This window comes from Sulfitobacter sp. 1A13353 (assembly GCF_043557255.1).
GTDB classification, from domain to species: domain Bacteria; phylum Pseudomonadota; class Alphaproteobacteria; order Rhodobacterales; family Rhodobacteraceae; genus Sulfitobacter; species Sulfitobacter faviae.
Window position 1 is genome coordinate 259443 of sequence record NZ_JBIFFS010000004.1, and the last position, 18971, is coordinate 278413.

At 54.9% G+C, this 18971-nt stretch carries 20 protein-coding genes; 12 read left to right on the top strand and 8 right to left on the bottom strand.

Annotated features, from left to right (window positions below):
• Positions 1 to 173 precede the first annotated feature (173 nt).
• From ACGYLO_RS11995 to ACGYLO_RS12010, 4 genes are all read left to right on the top strand, one after another.
• On the top strand, positions 174 to 1148 hold the full coding sequence (locus tag ACGYLO_RS11995) for a glycosyltransferase family 2 protein (protein ID WP_394376666.1): 975 nt from the start codon (positions 174 to 176) through the stop codon (positions 1146 to 1148).
• Positions 1149 to 1361: 213 nt separating this feature from the next.
• Complete coding sequence (locus ACGYLO_RS12000; RefSeq protein WP_394376667.1) at positions 1362 to 2270, top strand: nucleotidyl transferase AbiEii/AbiGii toxin family protein; 909 nt, start codon at positions 1362 to 1364, stop codon at positions 2268 to 2270.
• Positions 2254 to 2886: a hypothetical protein gene (locus ACGYLO_RS12005; protein ID WP_394376668.1), complete on the top strand. Its 633-nt coding sequence runs from the start codon at positions 2254 to 2256 to the stop codon at positions 2884 to 2886. Before ACGYLO_RS12000 ends, ACGYLO_RS12005 begins: the two co-directional genes overlap by 17 nt.
• 107 nt (positions 2887 to 2993) lie before the next feature.
• Positions 2994 to 4040, top strand: coding sequence for a hypothetical protein (locus tag ACGYLO_RS12010; protein WP_394376669.1), 1047 nt, complete (start codon positions 2994 to 2996; stop codon positions 4038 to 4040).
• Between the two features lie 61 nt (positions 4041 to 4101).
• On the opposite strand, the gene ACGYLO_RS12015 is transcribed toward ACGYLO_RS12010, so the two are convergent.
• On the bottom strand, positions 4102 to 4368 hold the full coding sequence (locus ACGYLO_RS12015) for a hypothetical protein (RefSeq protein WP_394376670.1): 267 nt from the start codon (positions 4366 to 4368) through the stop codon (positions 4102 to 4104).
• 257 nt (positions 4369 to 4625) lie between these two features.
• Here ACGYLO_RS12015 and ACGYLO_RS12020 point away from each other — a divergent pair, with 257 nt between their 5' ends.
• Positions 4626 to 5249, top strand: a complete 624-nt coding sequence (locus ACGYLO_RS12020) for a hypothetical protein (protein ID WP_394376671.1) — start codon at positions 4626 to 4628, stop codon at positions 5247 to 5249.
• Between the two features lie 120 nt (positions 5250 to 5369).
• Positions 5370 to 5537 (top strand): YdcH family protein, encoded by a 168-nt coding sequence (locus ACGYLO_RS12025; RefSeq protein ID WP_394376672.1) that lies wholly within the window; start codon positions 5370 to 5372, stop codon positions 5535 to 5537.
• On the opposite strand, the gene ACGYLO_RS12030 is transcribed toward ACGYLO_RS12025, so the two are convergent.
• A complete protein-coding gene (locus ACGYLO_RS12030) occupies positions 5538 to 5888 on the bottom strand; it encodes a hypothetical protein (protein WP_394376673.1) in 351 nt (116 codons plus the stop codon).
• 349 nt (positions 5889 to 6237) lie between these two features.
• Between ACGYLO_RS12030 and ACGYLO_RS12035 the strand changes: the two genes are divergently transcribed.
• Positions 6238 to 7017 (top strand): WYL domain-containing protein, encoded by a 780-nt coding sequence (locus tag ACGYLO_RS12035; RefSeq protein ID WP_394376674.1) that lies wholly within the window; start codon positions 6238 to 6240, stop codon positions 7015 to 7017.
• A 430-nt stretch (positions 7018 to 7447) separates the two neighbouring features.
• On the opposite strand, the gene ACGYLO_RS12040 is transcribed toward ACGYLO_RS12035, so the two are convergent.
• Positions 7448 to 7945, bottom strand: a complete 498-nt coding sequence (locus ACGYLO_RS12040) for a hypothetical protein (protein WP_394376675.1) — start codon at positions 7943 to 7945, stop codon at positions 7448 to 7450.
• Between the two features lie 210 nt (positions 7946 to 8155).
• On the opposite strand from ACGYLO_RS12040, the gene ACGYLO_RS12045 reads away from it, so the two are divergent.
• The 3 genes from ACGYLO_RS12045 (at position 8156) to ACGYLO_RS12055 (ending at position 10354) form a co-directional block, all read left to right on the top strand.
• Complete coding sequence (locus ACGYLO_RS12045) at positions 8156 to 8665, top strand: hypothetical protein (protein ID WP_394376676.1); 510 nt, start codon at positions 8156 to 8158, stop codon at positions 8663 to 8665.
• Entirely contained in the window at positions 8655 to 9278 is a 624-nt protein-coding gene (locus ACGYLO_RS12050) for an exopolysaccharide biosynthesis protein (RefSeq protein WP_394376677.1), read from the top strand. The genes ACGYLO_RS12045 and ACGYLO_RS12050 overlap by 11 nt, the downstream gene beginning before the upstream one ends.
• 68 nt (positions 9279 to 9346) lie before the next feature.
• On the top strand, positions 9347 to 10354 hold the full coding sequence (locus ACGYLO_RS12055) for a restriction endonuclease (RefSeq protein ID WP_394376678.1): 1008 nt from the start codon (positions 9347 to 9349) through the stop codon (positions 10352 to 10354).
• Here ACGYLO_RS12055 and ACGYLO_RS12060 read toward each other — a convergent pair whose 3' ends face one another.
• Positions 10355 to 12616 carry an ATP-dependent RecD-like DNA helicase gene (locus tag ACGYLO_RS12060; protein WP_394376679.1) on the bottom strand — a complete coding sequence of 754 codons (2262 nt, stop codon included), beginning with the start codon at positions 12614 to 12616 and terminating at the stop codon, positions 10355 to 10357. It lies immediately after the preceding gene.
• 124 nt (positions 12617 to 12740) lie between these two features.
• Here ACGYLO_RS12060 and ACGYLO_RS12065 point away from each other — a divergent pair, with 124 nt between their 5' ends.
• Positions 12741 to 14969: a fused MFS/spermidine synthase gene (locus tag ACGYLO_RS12065; protein WP_394376680.1), complete on the top strand. Its 2229-nt coding sequence runs from the start codon at positions 12741 to 12743 to the stop codon at positions 14967 to 14969.
• Between the two features lie 3 nt (positions 14970 to 14972).
• On the opposite strand, the gene ACGYLO_RS12070 is transcribed toward ACGYLO_RS12065, so the two are convergent.
• From ACGYLO_RS12070 to ACGYLO_RS12080, 3 genes are all read right to left on the bottom strand, one after another.
• Positions 14973 to 15479 carry a hypothetical protein gene (locus tag ACGYLO_RS12070; RefSeq protein WP_394376681.1) on the bottom strand — a complete coding sequence of 169 codons (507 nt, stop codon included), beginning with the start codon at positions 15477 to 15479 and terminating at the stop codon, positions 14973 to 14975.
• A gap of 144 nt (positions 15480 to 15623) precedes the next feature.
• Positions 15624 to 16400 (bottom strand): hypothetical protein, encoded by a 777-nt coding sequence (locus ACGYLO_RS12075; RefSeq protein ID WP_394376682.1) that lies wholly within the window; start codon positions 16398 to 16400, stop codon positions 15624 to 15626.
• Between the two features lie 83 nt (positions 16401 to 16483).
• Positions 16484 to 16786, bottom strand: coding sequence for a hypothetical protein (locus tag ACGYLO_RS12080; RefSeq protein WP_394376683.1), 303 nt, complete (start codon positions 16784 to 16786; stop codon positions 16484 to 16486).
• Between the two features lie 114 nt (positions 16787 to 16900).
• Here ACGYLO_RS12080 and ACGYLO_RS12085 point away from each other — a divergent pair, with 114 nt between their 5' ends.
• The gene (locus ACGYLO_RS12085; protein ID WP_394376684.1) at positions 16901 to 18583 is read left to right on the top strand and encodes an ATP-binding protein; all 1683 of its coding nucleotides are present in this window, start codon (positions 16901 to 16903) and stop codon (positions 18581 to 18583) included.
• A 52-nt stretch (positions 18584 to 18635) separates the two neighbouring features.
• Here the strand turns inward: ACGYLO_RS12085 and ACGYLO_RS12090 are convergent, their stop codons facing one another.
• Entirely contained in the window at positions 18636 to 18845 is a 210-nt protein-coding gene (locus tag ACGYLO_RS12090; RefSeq protein WP_394376685.1) for a DUF1127 domain-containing protein, read from the bottom strand.
• Positions 18846 to 18971 lie beyond the last annotated feature (126 nt).

Below are 18971 nucleotides of genomic sequence, written 5' to 3' on the forward strand. Positions count from 1 at the left end.
TTTACGCATCCACCTGTCTTGATGCCCCCATTAAGTAGAATTGGGCAAAGGTCAATCAAGATGGCCTGCAAAATTCCAAGTCTACAGTCTGCGTCCACATAAATCCCAAGTAGCCAGAGCCCAGTTTCAATGTCGTTTCATATGCTTGTGGGGAACCAAAACCACGAGGCATCATGTTTATTTCAACCCAAGGGACCAAACCCCCGCTGGTCTCAGCCATCATTCCCCTTCTCAATAAGAAGCAGACGCTTCACCGGGCTGTGAAATCCGTAGAACGCGCAGGTAGGGATGTTCCGGTTGAGGCTATCATCGTGGATGATGGATCGACAGATGGGTCAGACGTGCTCGCTGAAGCACTGGCGGCACGGTATTCCTGGATCACATATCTGTCTCAAGACAATATGGGCGCGGCCGCGGCGCGCAATCGCGCATGCGCATTGGCAAAAAGCCAAATCCTCGCCTTTCTCGATGCAGATGATGAATGGCAGCCCAATCATGCGTGCAATCTGGTCGAAGGCTTCAACGTCGATCCTTCCATTTCAATGGTGGTAAACTCCTGGCGAAAATACACAGATGGAAAGCGGCGTTTGATCCGCTTGTTTGATGTCAATCCTGGCGTTGTTCAGAACCATTTTCTATCCATGGCTTGGGGCGATTGTTATGCGGCGACCTCTGCCACTGCCTGCCGGAAGAAACACTTTCTGCAGATTGGTGGCTTCGATGAAAAGCTGCGCAATGGACATGACCATGCTTTGTGGGGCGAAGCAGCTCTCTGCGGGCGTATTTGGTATACTGGCCGCGCGGGGGCGATCTGGCATCAGGATACATCGAATTCATTGATGGAAGCGGCCCATCACAACCGACATCCGAAATACGAAAACTGGCTCGAGGGTAAGATCGAGCAACTCGCCGGTGCGCAGCCTCTGGGCACCAGACACAATGGCGTGGTGTTGAAACGTCAGATGATTGAGAATCTGGTCTGCGATTCAGAAATCACCGGCAGCCAAGCCGCCGCAAAAGGGGTGTATTGGCTCCGGGATGAGCGTGTAGCTGTGCTTGAGAAATGGGGGCGTGCCGACCTGGCCGAAGAGATCATGGCGATTGCCCCTGGCGGCAGGCCAGCCAAGCGCCTCTGCCACCGGAACTGACATAGGTCTGCCTGCACCTTCAGCTTCCGAGTGGGCCTAAGAGTGGCACAGCTCGGTTGTGTGCTTAAATGTGCCAACCTTCGTCAAGTTGATCTTCTTACTTTCAGTGTTCCCTTATAAAAAATGAGGATGAGCAGAATAATACAAGCAAACCATATTACATTTAGACACACAAATTTGTATGTTTGAATGACATATAAGAAGGGGTACCTGATGTCTGAGCCTAAGCGGAAACCGATCGATCCAGCAGCTGCGCGGCACATGTCGGACCTCGGTCACATCGGCTTTATTCAGGCACTGACCCAAGCAATGCCGCTTCAGGCAGAGCAAGTCGCCTTTCATGGCGGCACAAGCCTCCACCTCTCTTGGAAATCACCTAGATTTTCCGAAGATCTCGACTTTCTTCTGAGCAGAAAGCTGCAGCCCAAAATGGGGAAGCTGATGCGCAAAGTGGAAGATCGCATGCGCCAAATCCTGAAAGCCCAGGATCCAGATCTTGATGTTCATATCACGGATAAGACACGCAAAGGGTCAAACCTTTTGAATTACCGGGTCACGGTTTCTTCGGCCAAAATAATCGGCGTGGTGAAGGTGAAGGCCGAGTTCTGGCAGGTGGAAAGTGCCTATCTGAAATCCTACGACACCCGCTTCGCTTATCCCCTCAAAAATGGAGATGTAGTCAGCTCTGTATCGCAACCGGTGCCGGCCGCGACGCTGGAGGCGGCCTATGCCGACAAATTGACGGCCTTTGCCACCCGTCGCCACCTAAAATGGCGAGATGTCTTTGATCTCTGGTGGATCGACCAGCAGATCGACGTCAGACCAGATGAAATGGCCGATCGTTTCCTGCATCACGTGCAAGCCTTTGATACCTACGACGGGCTTCCTCCGGCACAGGCCTTGCGGAAATTCCTCGAGCGGAGCCCCGAAGACATCGCCAGTGAAGCAGATCCGGACCTCAAAAAATGGCTCCCGAAGTCGCTATGGGACAGTCTATCCGGTCAGGGTGTTGATGAAATCGTCGCCCATGTCAGATCTGCCATTCTTGATGTGGTGCATATTCTAGAAGATCGCGAGCATACCCCTGTAGAGGAGGCGGACTGCTATGCCCCGGAGCCATAAGTCCGCCGTAGAGCGCCTACAGGAGCTTCCTGAGGTCTTCACATTAAATACCGTTGCCGCGATGCTGGACTGCGATACAGGCAATGCGTCCACCTATATCGCGCGCTGGAAAGACAGCGGCTTGGTTAAATCCTTGGGTCCTCGAACTGGCATCCACTTCAATCTTCTGAAAAATCCGCAGGCCGACCAAGACAAGCGTATGGAGGCCATTGGGTACCTGTTCCCCGGGGCGATGATCGGCGGCGTCAGTGCTGTCCATGCGGCCGGATGGACAACACAGTTTCCACGGCAAACCGAAATCATCATTCCCAAACGGCGCAGCTTTCCCGCGGTAGATGACGCGCTGATCACCACAAGGCCCCTGCCCTGGATCCGGGAGGCTCGCAATTGGATTGCATCCTCTGGGCCGGTGCCATGGCTTGATCCTGCTTTCGCGCTGGCGGATTGCATCAAGAACGATGTCTGGCATCCTGATCCCGATGATCTGGAATGGGATGAAATAGACGCTCAGAGGTTGCAGCTGGCCTTTCGGTATTTCGACATCCCGACCCCTGAGGACTGGGCTGAGGAGATCGAACACCTGAGCAGATCAGGTCAGGATGATCTGTTTATGTAAGCCAGCAGGACAGATGGCTCCATCGCGCTCATCGAGGTGAAAATTTACTTTGTCCGAAATTTCAGAAGCTTCGCATACCCTGTGATTGAACAATCGCAGGATTAAGCATGACCGAATTCAAACATTTGCAGGCTGACATCAGCAGCACGACGAAAGACATGAAGCGACGGGGCCTCCTCGGGTCCGTGGCGAGATATGGCCTGATCTCGTGCGGATTGAGTGGGCTTGTCGTGGGAAATTACATTTATCCAGGCTTTGAAGATGCGGTCGCACAGATTACAGAGGCCGATCTGTCACGCTTTTCTGGTCCAGCGCGCGCAATCTACGCTGAAAATCTGCTGACTTCGCTCGATAATCTATCTGCAGATGTCATGGGGGCGTTGGATACAGTCGCTTCTTGGATCGAAGAGAAGACCGAGCATTACAAGAATGGCACTTTCATTGAAGTCCATAAAGACGCGATCGCTGAGCAGGAGCTCTTCGGTCTAAAAGCGGGGAATGCCCTTGTATCCGCTTGGGACTGGGCTCTGACGACGGATCCCAATGCAGAGACTTTCATCGGTCGATCCCCCATCAGCAAGGCTGCGATTGGTGTGGCATCCGCGACCATTATGACTGTCATCGCTGCAAAAACCGTGATTGGCGTGGCCGGGAAGACGCTAGATGCGATGGCTGAGACCGTCAGCCAGGCAAATCGTTTGGCTTCCAGTTCGAAGACCCTTGCGGTCGATCTCTTCACGAAGATGCGGTCTGGCGTTAAAAAGGGTATTGATGCCGCTCTGGGACGCAGAGTTCCGGATCAGGTCACCCCACCGTTCCCATCCTCCGAGCCAGAAGCTCCAACGCGTTCCGTGGAGATCAGTCTGCTTGAAAGACTGCGATTGGCCGGGGTCGAAGACGATGTGGCACACTCCATCGTTTCTGAAATCACCGACCAGATCTCTCGGAAAGATCAGCTGATCGAAGCGCTCAACAGCAAGACGCAACGCGTGGAGGATCAAATGGCCCAGATTCACCGGGTCGTCTTTGCTTTGAACGCGAAAATCGATGAGCTGACGGATCCTGAAGAAGCCAACAGGCTGCGGCGCAGAGCTGTGGCGGATAATAGGGACGAACCGCAACCCGACCCTTCCGAGACGCCGACCCTTCACTGATTATCCAGCAGATCGGACGTTGCGCGCGCCGCCCTCATTCAAGAGGCCGGCGCGAAAGGCATTAGGCAGCCTGCGCAAATTTTTGAGCTTCATTGCCTGTGTCGACCTTGGAAAAGTAGTACCGGCGTACGTCATTGATGTTGGCAAACCAGATGTCCGCCATATGATCGCGCTTCCCATCAGGGCTGATCTCACGGAGCTTCTCAAGCGCCCAGGCTTTGGACTTTCCCAGCCTCAGGCAGCAGCGGTAGATCGCAGAGACCCTCCAGCAGATCATATCCTGATTGCGGCGGGAAAAAGCAGGGGTTTTGAAGCTCACGACGGTCATATTGAAATCCTTTGTTGGTGTTGCCTTACCATGAGGCATCCATGCCGAGAAAAGACAAAGCGCGCTAAGATGCGCTCTCTGATTTCAAACAAAACTTTCTTCGGTCGCGCCCCTCTCTCGCCCTCCGAAGCCGTGGGATGTCTCAATTCAAAGGGCTGCCTGGATAATGCGAAATTTCTATTCCGATTAAAATTTCCGTCCCGATTTTCGCAAGCATCGCCGAAGTTGTCCTGGACACGAGATTCTAGGATGAAACAATGCAAGACCTATCATGGGCCGATCGCAATACGGCCGAACAGCTGGACAGGCGCCTTTTTGAGGATCTGGACACCTATGAGGTCGTCGAGCTTTCTGATCGCACCGAAGTGGACCCCGATGAGATCGTCTTCAGATTCAGCGATCCGCGCTTTGGCGGCACCTTCGGGGATGCTGTTGAGGATATGGCGACAGACCTCGATGACAGGGCGAACCCAAGTGGCAGATATTGCCTCTCTGCAAGCCCGGAGAGCTACACGATCGGTCTCGCCGGGGCGGATAATCCGAAACGTATTTTAGCCACAATAACCGTAGGTTACGATGTCCAAGGCACAACATTGGATATTGGTATCCATATGATCTTCACCGATGCGGAGTTCCGCGGCGAAGGCCTTGGTCACCTTTTGGCTGGGGCCGCCAGCATGATGAGCGCCCGGATGATCGACGAATGGCCAAACCTGCACGGTTCGACAGGCAGCGTGCCGGAGTTGATCACCCTTTGGGGGGAGCCAGTATCTGATGGGGGTCTCGCTCTCATGGAGGAAATCCGCGATATGAGCGCGATCATTCTCGCAGACCGTCAGGCTGAGCTGAAGGGGGAGGCGCCGGAATTGGCCATGGCATGAGGAACGAACCACAGATCTCGGCGTTAATCCTCCGAGGGTCGGACTGAATTCGCAAAGTTCTTGAAAAGACTTGGAAACCGGTCCACCCTTGAAGATAGTTATCCAGCAAAGGAGTATGCTATGTCAGCGAACCGGATCGAGGCTTTGAAAGCGAAGCACGCCGAAATGGACACCGAAATTCTCAATCTGGAACGACACCCTGGCGCCGACGACGCAGAACTGCGGGAGTTGAAGCGCAAGAAGCTGGCAGTCAAGGATGAGATGTATCGTCTCTCAGCTACGGTCTGATCAAACCGATGGGTCGTCAGGTTCACCACTGGAAATCTTTAGATCCATCACATTGTCGGGGATAGAGTCCTTTTCGACCTGACCGATTGTATCGCTACATTCTTGATCTTCGCTTTCCAACGCGAAGATTAACAAAGCTTCATCGTCATGTTCCTGCATTAGAAGTTCGTCACGAAAGCGACGCGCAGAACCGGGGTAGAACTCCCTCAAACTTTGAAGGGTTACGGTGCGCGAGACATCAAGACGGTGGCCAGCCAATGCGCGCGCTTCCAGATCGAGGAGCAAACGCAGATCCTCGATCCTTGCGAGAAAGGAAGCCAAACTTCCCTTATCGGTATTGAAATACTCCATATCTCCTCCTGAGATTTGGATTCTCGGCAAACAATGCCAGTGGTGAAAAAAAGATACTCGTTACAATTTGGAACCCTAACAAAAACGCCCTTATCTGTCTCTACCTATCCGGGTGTCTATTTTGAGAAATCACCACTATAGGAAAAATATCACAGTAATGTTCCACGGCCGCTCTCCTGATGCATGCATGCATACAATCCATGTCTCATGACTGAGGCGGGCCGAATTATCATCAATCTAAATTTATTGTTGTGGATAACGCTGCACGACCACACGCTCAGAGCATACATCAGGTGTAGGATAGCAAGGCAGTATGCCTTGGCTAACAATAACAAAAGAATGAGCGGTCATGTCGAAGCAGAAAAGACTAGAATCCCGGTACGCATGGATTGAAGCTTCCCTTCGATACTCAGGCCGGTTTGAGAAGGTGTCCTATGGCGACTGGTTTGATATCAATGCGCCACAAATATCGGCTGATCAGGCCAGTTTCGTACGGGCCATGAACCATGAATGTGCGCATCGTGAAAAACGTAACGGTGTTGTGGAACCATCTCCGGTGCTCGGCATCATCAAGGGCAAAATCTCAATCCTGAGACCTCTCCCGTCTGCCCCGATTTTCGATATCCCGAAGTTGCGTGACTGGCTTAAAACTTCGGCTGCGATCCCCTTCGTAAAGGTGAATGAGTTCAACGAGATCACGCCACCTGAAGAGATCATGCGGGACATTTGCGAAGCCATCCTGCGAAAGCGGCCTCTGCGCGTCTCCATCGCTACCTCAAATGGTGTGAGCTGGCGCGATGTCTCGCCTCATGCAATCATCGATGCCGCGGGCCGGCTTTATGTGCGGGCTTATGACCATCTGGAGGATAAGTTCTCCGATCTCGCGCTGTCGCTTGTCAGCGAAACCGGACCCCAGACCCGCGGCACCCACTATGTGGGTAGTGAGGCTGATACCGACTGGACGGAGACTTCTGAGGTCGTTCTCGAACAGGAGGCACGCGCTTTGCATCCCACCTCCCGGCGCATTTTTATCCCGAAGGCACTGTCCCGGTTCTTGCTCCGGGATCTAAGAGCAGCATCAACAGGCATCTCCTTTAAACCTAAAGAAAGCCAAGCAGAACTTTCATGACCGAAGGGTAGTCTTGAGCAATAAGTAAGGAGGACCCAATGTCTGATAAGTTTCCCCTGCCTGGTATGAAAGAAGACCATGATATCATGGTTCATGCCAATTAGATCTTGGCTGCTGCAGCTGAATGCCAGGACCCTGAACGCACCAGAGAGATCATGGAGTCACGACCGAGGAAACGCGTGTATGGCTTCAGAAATGGCTCAGACATACTTCGGACATGGGATACCCGAGGGCAAACTCACTCACATCTGGGCATGTTGAGGTCCCCTTATCAGCTGAGATGTCTGCATCCGTGTTGGACGAATTGGCGAATAGTAACCATTTTGGCCTTATTCCTGATGTCGGTGCGGAAAGCGCAGATACACTCTTGGCGGTGTTATCTCCTCAGCTTGATGTCGAGACACCTTCACTCTGAAGCTGTTCGTTGGGGTTAGGCAACGGCCTCCAAAAAACGCGGCATCTCTGCCTCAGATGCTTTTGCAACATTGCTCAGGATGGTCGGGGTGAGCTTTGTGACCTTGTAGATCAATTCCTCAAGGATGTTGTGCAGAGCACTGCATCCCTTCATATTCCATGCACAGGTTCCCTGTCCCGCGGCGGCTTGCTTGAGGAGCTGGCAATTGGCTTCCATCATATCTGAAAAGCCACCATCCACAGCGATGCGCTCCCGGCTCGCCCTTAAGATGCTGCCTGGCGTGTAGTTTACATCGAGCTCTCTGGCACGATCGGACCATGCGCGGTCGAGCAACTTTGGTGCGACGTGATCCAGGATCAGACAAAGGTCGTCGATCAATCCCAGAAGGTCGGCAGCCTCCTTACCTGTCCAGCCCGCCTCATAGCTGGGGAACATCTTCCCCAATTTGAGCTTGTCGAGATGAACCGTTGCCCGGCGAAGAACTTCTTTGCGCGTAGGGATCGCGTGATACATGCTGTGCCTCCAGTTTCTTATTTTCCTTAATCCTATGTCTGCGTTCGACTTCTGCAATGGCGAGGCTCATGGATTGAACCGCTTCGGCTCAGATTGCACGCTGATCCTTTAGACAATCCACAGCTATCTGAGGTTAACACCATCATATCTGTTTTTCGCAAACAAAATCAGGTCTATCTTAATGAGGAATTCAGACACCCGGAGATCTTCATGCGTAAGCTTCATGCTCTTGGCGCGGCCACCGCGCTCATTTTGTCCTACACTTTGCCTGTCCAGGCTGAGGATTGCGGTCGCTGGGTCCCATGCTCAGACGCTACGTCTTTGAATGCCGCGGATCTGAACGCCTACATCTACGGCAACAAGACAGAGATCGAGCCTTGGATTACGGAAACAAAAAAGTCTGACCAGAAAGTCGACAAGAAAACCGCCGTTAAAACAGTAAAGGCCCCGAGCGCCGCACCAACTCAGCGGACCTTGGGTGCCGCAGGTGATGATGCTCAATCTGTGAATGAAGGGGAGAATATTGGCGATCTGACGGCAGCAGAAGAGAATGAACTGTTCTTGGAGCTGGAGGCCGCGGAAGACGCTCTGCTCGCGGAGGAGCAAGATGTCGCGGGTGAGACTCCCACTGGCACCACAGTCTCAGAGTTCGGCATCACTGGGACAACCAAAGAGACGGGCCTTACAGGCGTGAAGGTCCTTTCCTCTGGTGCCGACTGACATCGCCTTTTCAGATCGCAATCACCGCTCACTGTCACAGACATTGAAGGACGCGCCATTTCCCGGCGCCGATGGCCATGCGACGGTAGCAGAACTTACCCGAACGCTGGATGATTTGGCCCATAGCGCTGCGATTTTCTTTCTGGCGGCGCTTGGCCTTATCCCGGCACCTCCCGGCCTCACCGTCCTGATCGGCATTCCGTTGATCATCGTTTGCATCCAGAAAGCTTCCGGGCTGCCGTTAAAGCTGCCGCGCTTCATCATGCGTGCCAGAGTATCTCGTGGCCGCTATGATGCGGTGCGCAGCCGCCTCTCGTCATGGCTGGCCTCCGCGGAAAGGTGGGTCAAGCCCAGTGGTGCCTGGCAATCTCGGCCTGGGGTCGACCTGATCCTCGACTGTTTCGTGATCCTTCTTGCCATCGGCATGATGATCCCCCTGCCCTTCACCGCGATGCTACCCAGTCTGTCTATCTGCATCATAACTCTCGGCCGGCTTGAGACAGACGGTCGCTGGGTCGCCGCGGGCCTGATCGGTGGTTTGGTGTCCATGACGTTTGTTGTCGCCATGGTTTTTGCCACAGCCAAGCTGCTGACGATGGCTTTTGGCGGATGACACTTACCTGGACAGCGCAAAATATGGCGCATAGATGAAATTTACGGTTTTTCGCAAAGGGGCATGGAATGACATCACGTAGGGTCTGGCTGATCAGACCGCCCAAGGTTGGAAACTACGACGAGCGCGCGATCGACAGCGGTGTGGTCACGGGTGAGTTCAGTGTGCGCGAAGACCTTTCCGATCATCTTGATTATGAGATGATCCTTGAAGAGGTCGTCGCTGCCAACCCACGTGAAAAGACAGGCCGCATCGAGAACCTCGGCAAACAGCTGCATTTGCTGCTCAACGAAATCCAGGCCGGTGATCTGGTGATGCATCCCCACAACCAAAGGAAATGCGTTGCGATCGGCATTTTCAGGTCAGGTTCTGTTGCTGATGATGACGGACGCCCCGGCCGAGAGGTCGAATGGCTTCGCAAAGGAATTAGCAAGACAGATCTGCATCCCGACTTTCACCATTCTATGTCGGCCGGAAACCAGATCTGCGAACTCTCCCGCAACAATGCTCTTGCCCGGGTTGAGGCGCTGGTTGCAGATGGCAAGGATCCCGGTCCAGCGGGCACGCGCGACAGCGCCGCGGCGCAGAGCATGGATCCCGACAGCATCTTGCCCATGCTGGAAGCACGTATGCGTGCTCAAGTGGGCTCAACCTTCGCGGGCCATGATCTTGCACGCCTGGTGGGCGCACTACTGGAGATCGAAGGCTATAAGGTTACTGTCGCCCCGCCCGGACCAGACGGGGGGTGTGATCTTCTGGCAGCCCGTGGAGGTCTCGGTATTGAAGGCCCCACAATTGCCGGTCAGGTCAAGTCTGGGGACATCGTGGTAGATGAACCCACGCTACAGGGTCTCAGAGGCGTTATACAGGCCCGTGGGGCCGATAAAGGCCTTCTGGTATCCTGGTCTGGCGTAACACGGCCTGTGGCACGTGAGCTCTCTAATTTGCAGCTTCAGATCGCATATTGGGACGCCACAGAGATTTGCAGTCGCCTGATCCAGAACTATGACAGTCTCCCCCTGTGGATCCGCGACCGGCTCCTCATTCGGATGGTGCCCCTTCTGGAAGCTGTCTGATTACATTGTGAGTGCGAGATCATCTTCTGGGACAACGTCCATCTGACGTCGAATTGCCTCCGCCGTGAAGCTCCAGCGCTTCTGGTTGTCGATATTGCGCACGGACTTCTCCAAAGCATCCATTGAGCCCACCATGATCCCGAGCTTTTTCGCACGCGTCAGGCCCGTATAGATTAGATTGCGCTGCAGCATGTGATTGAATTGGTCCACGACAGGCATGATCAAGACCTTCGATTCAGCCCCTTGAGCCTTATGAACCGTTGTCGCATAGGCCAGCTGGAGATCACGGATCTGCTTTCCCTCCATTTCCACGTGATGCCCATCGAAGTCCACCAGCAATCTGCCATCGGGGTCCAGATCAATGATCAGACCGATATCGCCGTTCACGATTTCTGCATCGGTATCATTGACCGTGTTCATGACTTTATCACCAATACCGTACGCCACGCGGAGTTTTCCGGAGCCATCCAGCACATCGAGACGCTTGTTTGAACCGACCTCAGGGAGGGGGTTAAGTCTCTGCCGCAGCTTGAGGTTCAGTGTATTCACCCCCGCCTCACCTTCTTTCATTGCGGAGATCACCATCACATCGCGGATTGGATCAAACCCGTCGGACAGCAAAGGATGGTGTTGCAGTCTTTCACAGACCATCTCAATGATGGCTTCCTGCGTGGCCCGGGGGTTCGACTTTCTCAAGAAGAGATAGTCCTGCTCTGCCTTTGGGATGTCGCTCGGCGCCGGCGGCGGCAGTTCGCCGCGGTTCATCGCATGGGCCGCCTGGATGATCATCGATTCCTTGCCTTGCCGGAATACTTCCGTCAGCCGTGAAACGGGCATCGCGTTGGACATGATCAGGTCATGCAATACCCGGCCGGGCCCAACAGATGGAAGCTGGTCGACGTCCCCCACGAAGAGCACCGATGTGCCATCGTCGACGGCCTTGAGCAGACTCTCTGCCAAGTTGATATCAGTCATCGAGAACTCATCGGCGACAATGAGGTCTGCCTCGATCGGGTTGCTTGCGTTGCGCCTGAACCCTCCGGTTTCCCCTGAGACCTCCAGCAAGCTGTGGATCGTCGTAGCTTTGCGGCCTGTCATTTCCGACATGCGCTTGGCGGCCATATTCGTCGGCGCACAGAGGGCGATTTTGACGCCGTAGTTAGAGAGGATATCAAGCGCGGTCTTGAGGGTCGTGGTCTTGCCCACGCCTGGCCCACCAGTCATGACAGACATACGGCTGTTAAGGATCGTCCGGACGGCCCCGCGCTGCTCTCCGCCCAAGCGGAAGCCAGTCATTGCGGATTGCTCGTCAATCTCGGCATCCGCATCGATTTGCCGCCAGGCCGGGGCGCCATTTGAGATATCAGAAATATGCTCCGCAAGGCGCCGCTCGGTCGCGATCACATGTGGCAGGTAGATGACGGCTGTGTCTTCGACTTCCTCGCAAACGAAGTGGCCTTGATCGATAAGACCATCAACGAACCCGATAACTTCTTGGGCCGGCAGTTTCAGCTTATCGATCGACTTTTCCAAAAGCTCGACCCGCGGCACCCCGCAAATACCCTGAGACAGGGCATTGGACAGGATCAGGTCTACCAGCGCTCTTTTTCGCACGTCGCTCTGCGGGTCGATCCCAAAGCGCCGCGCGATTGCATCTGCGCGATCAAAACCAAAGCCACTCACAGCCCGGCACAACACATAGGGGTCCTTTCGGATCCTTGCTTCCGCAGCAAACCCGAGCGCTTCGCGGATTTCATGCACTTTTTTGACCTGGATGCCTGCGTCGATCAAAAAGAGAACAAGCTCGCGGTGGGCGCCAATGCCCTTCCAATTCTCCTTCAGATAATCGATCGTCTCCTCTTTGACCCGTGGCACTTCACGCAGTCTCTCTGGGGTGCGATCAATGACACCCAGCGTGGTTGGACCAAAGCGGTCGGTGATATGCCGTGCGATCGCTGGTCCGATCCCCGGAATGCCCAAGGCTCCCAGGTAGGATGCGATCCGATGTGGATGTGTCGGGCGATCCGGCTCGATATAAGCCGCCCTGAACTGCTCGCCATGGGTCTCATTATGCTCATAGACCCCATGCACGATGACATCTTGTCCTTTGGGGTTCTCATGATAATTGCCGAGGATCTTCACCTCTTCCCCAATGATCGATTCAGCGCGCATAATTGCGAAGCCGTCTTCTTCGTTGTAATGCATCACCGCCGTGACGGTGACCTGAAGTGTCTCGCTCTGAGCGGCGTTATCTTTGGGCATGGCAATATTCCTGTGGGAAACTTCGTTCCAGAACGATCATTCAAGCTCACAGGATAGAAACCGTTTGCGAAAAACCCTAGTGTAAGGAAATCTTATCACCAACCAGGTATGCGTTATCGTGACTATGGAATTTCAGAAAACAGCAGCCACTCCGGCCACCGGTGGCACCCTTCATGACAAGGGGTCTTTGCATGCGAAATATGTAACGCCTGTCCTCTTTACCCTCTCCATCTTGCTCTCTGCAGGGCTTTTGTTTTTTGTGCAGCCTTTGCTGACTCGACTGGTCACGCCGAAGATTGGGGGCGCAGCTGGAGTTTGGACAACGGCCACCCTCTTCTTCCAATGCGTCATGATCGGCGGATACCTCTATGCGCATCTTCTGACCCGCCTGCCGAGGATCAGACACCAAATCGGCATCCATCTTCTGTTGTGGCTGGTCGCAACGACATTCCTGCCAATGGAGGTCGCGGCCGACTGGGCGTTGCAGACCGGAACTGCGATCCAGACGCAGACTCTGATCCTCTATGGGATCACTGTCGGAGCCCCGTTCTTCTTCCTCTCGGCCAACGCACCCTTGATCCAGACCTGGTATGGGCGGACCCGCGGTCAGTCCTCACATGACCCCTACTTCTTATATGGCGCCTCCAATGTCGGTGCCCTCATTGCCTTGATCGGCTTTCCGCTGGTTGCTGAGCCCTTCTTTGGCATCTCGGCCATCTCCATGGGTTGGAGCATGGGGTTCATCCTTCTTGGGGCGCTGCTGTTCATCTCCGCCTTCTGGACGACACATGATCACCCAGATGCCAAGACAGTCCTGAGGATCAGCGACAAGAAGTCTGATATGCGTATCATGATGCGTTGGGCGGCGATCGCCTTCGTGCCCTCCTCCCTGATGCTGGCGCTGACCACAAAGGTCACCACGGATTTTGGCTCTTTCCCTTTGCTTTGGGTCATCCCGCTTGCGCTCTATCTCATGACATATGTGGCCGGCTTCCAAAGCAAGGCCCTGCTTTCAGACAAGACCATGGTCTGGCTCTACCCCTGTGCGATCGCCGTTCTTGGTGTCACGGGCATCGCATCCTTCGCCAATCTGCTGACGCTGGAAGTGGCTGTGGTCATGGCTCTGGCCTTCACGGTGGTCAGCCTGCATCTCCATCGTCGCCTCTACAAGCTGCGCCCGGATCCATCTCGATTGACCGTCTTCTATCTTACGATCTCGATCGGTGGCGCAGCTGGTGGTTTTTTCAATGCGATCATGGCGCCCGGCCTGATGGGCGGCATGTATGAGTTTGCGCTGACCGTCCTGGCCGCCGCGGCCGTATTGCTTCTGCGCCTTGATGGTGAGCTGCGCAGCGCCAGCCCGTTTATCTCGGCCGCATTGGTGACAGCGATCATCTTCATCCTGGCGGTTGATGGGCAATATCTGCAGATGGTCGCCACACCCTACAACCTTACGGTGGTGACTTTGATCTCTTGCATCCTCTTGGCCCTGGTAAAATACCGGACTGTCGGAGTGCTCCTGCTCAGCGCTGTAACTGTTGCCACAGTGGCGCTCGATGGCAGAGGTGTTTCCATTTATGAGGAACGCAATTTCTTCGGTCTGCACCGGGTCGCGGATAATGGTGAGCTTCGCGTTTATATGAACGGCACCACAATCCACGGTGGGCAGATCTCTGGCGATACGATTGATCCCGAGCCGATCTATTACTACCGTCGGGATGGCGCTCTGGGCGAGATCGCCTCTTCCGCTTCCTGGAAGGATGCAGATCAGGTCGGCATCATGGGTCTCGGCGTCGGTGCCATGCTGGCTTATCGCGCGCCAGACCAGAAAATCGATGTTTTTGAGATCGATCCGGGTGTGGTGCAGATCGCGAAAGATCCCAAGCTGTTCAACTTCATGTCCAGCTATGGTGAAGATGCGCGCATCTTTGTCGGAGACGGGCGTATCCAGCTTGAGAAGCGCAAATCCGACTATGGTGTCCTTCTGATCGATGCCTACAGCTCGGATGCCGTGCCGATGCATCTGTCGACCGTAGAGGCGATGGAGGTCTTCATGGAGGATGTGTCAGAGGATGGAGTCCTAGCCTACCATATTTCGAACCGATATTTCGATCTGCGTAAGCCGCTCGGCGCCGCCGCCGCCCATCTGGGGCATCGCGCTTTCTATATCTACGATGAGCCTGCAATGGGTGCGGCCGCGCATGAGGTCGCCATCCTGGCTTTGGTGGTTGTACGCAACGGTCAGATGCCAGACTTCTTGCAGGATCCTGATACAAGATGGGAAGAGATCAAAGTTGATCCAGCGCACGCCTGGACAGACGATCGATCAAGCCCGTTCACCTCGCTGAAGTAACCTCTACCCCACCAGACAAAGTGGTGGGGTATTGCCTGCAATGATGCTCGGGCTGGTGATAGAGACAGGGGCCTGATTGAGCATGGTCACCCGTTCTCCGTCACGCGTGAACAAGGCGCGCTGTGTAGAGACAACAAGGTCACCCTCTGATTGCCAGGCGTTCATGCTGGAGCGCACCATGCTCTGCTGATCCGGGCAGTGGTGCCCTTCGATGATGAAGTTCGTGCCCGGTCCCACGGCCTCAATCAGAAAATCTTCAACATCGCTAGAGGGGGCCTCCAGACCCTCCTCATCAAGGAAATACCCCTTAACGCCCTCCCCGGCGCAAGAAATCATCACCCCAAGCATTGTTGTCGAGCAAACTCCGCGCTCATTCGAGGCGCCTAAGTGAAGTCCATAGCGGGCCAGAAGGCGTGCGATTTCCTCAGGTCCAGTTAAAAAAGGACCAACGCGCAGACGCCCATCAGGGTACTGGGCAAAGTTACTGACTTCCTCGAGAATCGTTACCAATTAAAAAGCTCCCCTCATCTAAGTAATGTCGGTCCGAGGTAGCATGTTCTGCTTTTGTTCTCAACTGTTCTCACGGCAGGGCAGCCATGCAAAATAAATGGGGCCGCCAATCGACAGCCCCATTCTTCTAAGTCTGTTCCAGGTTTACTGAACCGGATCTTCCGGGAAGAAAATGGCCCGATAGCCTTCCCCTGCGGTCTCGATGAGCTGGAACCCCCCATCTGGGAGTTTATAGACAGAGGGATGGGTGAAGGACCAACCGCTGTGAATAATCTCACCAGAGGCCGTCGTAAGCACATATGGCGTCGCACCGTCATCCCCCCGCCAGTAGTGCTCCCCCATCAAAGAGATAAGAACCTCATCCCCAGGATGCTGCGAGATGTTCATAGTCAGGCGCGCCATGTCTTCGAGGTAGACCTCACCCACGCCGGAACCATCAAACAATGGGGTATCAAGAGCCGAGCCGGGGTGGATGGTATCAACGCGCGCGGCCACCATATCACCAAAGGGCCGCATCTTCCCTTTGTAGATAAACCAAAGGCTGCCATCAGACATGACCGCGCTGATATCCTGATCACCGGTAAGCTGCGTCCGGGTGCGAACCACCTCGATGTCGGTCCCATACCAGGTCCCCAATTGCACCCCCATGCCGTCTTGCATGTCGATGACGCGCCACTCACGGAATTCCGGGTCGTTCGCATCGGGGCCCATCATGGTTTTCACGACAGCTTCAGCCGTACCATCCCCATCCAGATCGCCATAATGCACCCAGTCGACCAGCTTCTCTTTTTCAAGCCCGGCGATGACGGCAAGGATGCTGTCATTTACCTCTACGAACTCGGGATCGCCCTCGGCGCCAAATGCCGAAGTGGCCAGTCCTGTGACAGTCATCGCCATAATCAGGCTTCGAATGGTCTTCATCTTGATCTCCCATGTGTGGGCCGCGGGGCGGCGATACGCGATTATAGGTCGGGGCAATATTTTTCGCAAACCGTCATGTGTCGCTAAGCGATGGTGGTGAAATCAAGACGCGCCTGATCGAGGATATAGCCGAACTCCGGGTGAAGATGGGAGATCCAGATCTCTTTCTTGCCCTCGACAATGGCATCCCTGAACCTCAATTCGGTGGCGAGCATTTTGGGAACCGGCCCTTTGATCCGAATGATCAGCGCCATATCCGTTGTGAAGAGCTCAGCCTCGTACACACTACGTGTGATATGGGCGTCGAATTCACCAGGTGGAACAAAGATCGTCACGCGATCTTCTGATGTTACGCCCTGGAAGTAGGTTACATTCTGTGCTGCCATTTTATGTCTCCGCATTTTTTGTTCTTCGTTCCCTCCTCATCTAGGCGCTCAAGAATAGTCCGTTCGGTTTTTCGTGAAGAAAGGCGATGATTATCCACAATAAAGGAGACATCCATGCCACAGATATCGGTGCCGAAGGAATTCTTCCGCTCAGAGCGCGATACCGTCTATGCCGACTGGCGCAGCGCCTTCTGGCGGGAGTTCATTTCGAACTCGGTGGACGCAGGCGCCAAGTCGATCAAGATCCGCACCCGCTACGCCGATAATGGAGACCTGCGCGTCGATTTTGCCGATGATGGTTGCGGGATGGACCGGGATCTCATCGAGAACGTCTATATGCGCCTGGGCAGCTCAACCAAAGCCGGGACCGACAGTGTCGGCGGTTTTGGCCGGGCGCGTCTCCTGACGTGCTTTTCGCATGAACGCTACAAAATCCGCAGCTGCAATATCGTGGTGGAAGGCGAAGGGGCGGATTATACAATCCGGGAGACCCAGACCCATGTGCGCGGCACCGCTGTCAGCGTCGACCTTGAGGCCAAGCACAGCTACGGCCTTATGCGCGGTCTGCGCAATGTGCTTAAACAGTCCTCGATCCGCCTACCCATCGTAATGGACCTTATTGGATCTGATCCTTCTGGCGCGCCTCTTAACCCTTTTCAGGATGACGAGATCCAAGCGCGTGACAGCGGCGCCTTCCGCTTCACAGGATGGTCCCGCAAAGGCAAACATTTCGCCGATCTTGCTGACGATAAGGGTCCTTGGGCCCATCTTCATGTCTCCCGGGGCGCTACGGCGGTGAAAAGCCGGGCCGTGGTCCGGGTCGACGGGATCGCCATGTATGACGAGCATATCTCGGCCCCCGTGCAGGTCACCGTTGATCTTGTGCCAGACCGGTCGCGCGAAGTGCTGACAGCTTCACGGGATTCCATTCGAGGTGAGTTCCGCACAGAGCTCATGAAATTCTTCTCGCAAGCGGCCGCGGATCATGAAACGGTTTTCCGCGAGAAGTCCAAGACCCCGGAGACGCATCTGCTTGGTGTGGCCGGCATCGGTGCTGGTTTTGCGATCCCAAAACGTAAAAGCCGCGAAACGCCTACGGATGTGGCCGAAACGCTGCCGGGTAATCAGCTCGACCGAACTGCCCGTATGCAGCGCAGGGAGGTGGCGCCCAGCACCTCAGCGCAAGCACGGGAGCAACGTCCCGAAGAGCGCCTGCGCTTGCCGGTCGCGCTTTATATCGATAACCCTTCCTCCGCACAGCGTGCCACCATCGCCAGGTATAGACCGGATACATGGTCAGAGCCCGGCGGCACCGGCCGCAATGCCGAGCTGCTCCATGCAGCCTGGACTGGCGCTTGCCGCTACATGCTGGAAAAGCTTTCCGAGCTCGATCCTACCTTCGGGGCATATGGGGAGGAGAAATGGGTCACTGGTTTCATTTTCGACGAGAACCTGCGGGGACTGCATAAGGCTTTCGATGGGGTCCGTCACGGCATTCTGATGTCTCCCGTCGATCGGGATGGACGACAGGCCTACAAGCTCTCAGATCCCGCATCTCTGAAACGTCTTGGGATACTCGCCGCGCATGAGGTCGTGCATTGCGTCAACGACTGGCATGACGAGCGCTATGCCACCCTCTTCACCAATCTGGTGGCGGAAACATCTGATCGCGACATGCTCAAGGCAATGGGTGATGAAATGTCACTAACCCGGGATTGGCAGAAGGCTCGATCTGAACCGCAACAGCAAAAAACCGACCCAGAACAAACCGGGCCGGTTGAGATGCAGCTTCCTTGAAAAGGGCGGCAAGTCAGAAGTCTTGCAGCTTCCGCGCGTGCGTGGGTCGGCGTTAGCCGCGCATCTTGCCTGCTTCACGCGCGATGCGCGCGATGTCGCCGCGGTAGATACCGATGTCATTCAGCTCATGATCAGACAAGCGTGCAAGATCGAGGTAGGTGGTGCGCTCAATTTTGCGCGCTTCGAAAGCGCGACGCATTTTCGAGAAGATGTGGCTGAAGCGACCGCCCTCGGACGGGACGTTGATTGTAGTTACTGACATTGTGGGTTCCTTTGGTTTCCCACCTATCAATACAACGGCGGGCACGTTTCTGCAGTGCAGCGAATATAGGATTCGAGTGCGAAACTTGGTAGCGCACAGATCGCAACACGGATCTGCGCTGTCGGC

Excerpts from the sequence above, each read along its gene's own strand:
- ACGYLO_RS12010 (WP_394376669.1), top strand. The coding sequence starts at position 2,994 with ATGACCGAATTCAAACATTTGCAGGCTGACATCAGCAGCACGACGAAA.
- ACGYLO_RS12015 (WP_394376670.1), bottom strand. The coding sequence starts at position 4,368 with ATGACCGTCGTGAGCTTCAAAACCCCTGCTTTTTCCCGCCGCAATCAG.
- ACGYLO_RS12040 (WP_394376675.1), bottom strand. The coding sequence starts at position 7,945 with ATGTATCACGCGATCCCTACGCGCAAAGAAGTTCTTCGCCGGGCAACG.
- ACGYLO_RS12055 (WP_394376678.1), top strand. The coding sequence starts at position 9,347 with ATGACATCACGTAGGGTCTGGCTGATCAGACCGCCCAAGGTTGGAAAC.
- ACGYLO_RS12090 (WP_394376685.1), bottom strand. The coding sequence starts at position 18,845 with ATGTCAGTAACTACAATCAACGTCCCGTCCGAGGGCGGTCGCTTCAGC.
- ACGYLO_RS12030 (WP_394376673.1), bottom strand. The coding sequence starts at position 5,888 with ATGGAGTATTTCAATACCGATAAGGGAAGTTTGGCTTCCTTTCTCGCA.
- ACGYLO_RS12035 (WP_394376674.1), top strand. The coding sequence starts at position 6,238 with ATGTCGAAGCAGAAAAGACTAGAATCCCGGTACGCATGGATTGAAGCT.
- ACGYLO_RS11995 (WP_394376666.1), top strand. The coding sequence starts at position 174 with ATGTTTATTTCAACCCAAGGGACCAAACCCCCGCTGGTCTCAGCCATC.
- ACGYLO_RS12065 (WP_394376680.1), top strand. The coding sequence starts at position 12,741 with ATGGAATTTCAGAAAACAGCAGCCACTCCGGCCACCGGTGGCACCCTT.
- ACGYLO_RS12060 (WP_394376679.1), bottom strand. The coding sequence starts at position 12,616 with ATGCCCAAAGATAACGCCGCTCAGAGCGAGACACTTCAGGTCACCGTC.
- ACGYLO_RS12080 (WP_394376683.1), bottom strand. The coding sequence starts at position 16,786 with ATGGCAGCACAGAATGTAACCTACTTCCAGGGCGTAACATCAGAAGAT.
- ACGYLO_RS12020 (WP_394376671.1), top strand. The coding sequence starts at position 4,626 with ATGCAAGACCTATCATGGGCCGATCGCAATACGGCCGAACAGCTGGAC.
- ACGYLO_RS12000 (WP_394376667.1), top strand. The coding sequence starts at position 1,362 with ATGTCTGAGCCTAAGCGGAAACCGATCGATCCAGCAGCTGCGCGGCAC.
- ACGYLO_RS12005 (WP_394376668.1), top strand. The coding sequence starts at position 2,254 with ATGCCCCGGAGCCATAAGTCCGCCGTAGAGCGCCTACAGGAGCTTCCT.
- ACGYLO_RS12045 (WP_394376676.1), top strand. The coding sequence starts at position 8,156 with ATGCGTAAGCTTCATGCTCTTGGCGCGGCCACCGCGCTCATTTTGTCC.
- ACGYLO_RS12025 (WP_394376672.1), top strand. The coding sequence starts at position 5,370 with ATGTCAGCGAACCGGATCGAGGCTTTGAAAGCGAAGCACGCCGAAATG.
- ACGYLO_RS12085 (WP_394376684.1), top strand. The coding sequence starts at position 16,901 with ATGCCACAGATATCGGTGCCGAAGGAATTCTTCCGCTCAGAGCGCGAT.
- ACGYLO_RS12075 (WP_394376682.1), bottom strand. The coding sequence starts at position 16,400 with ATGAAGACCATTCGAAGCCTGATTATGGCGATGACTGTCACAGGACTG.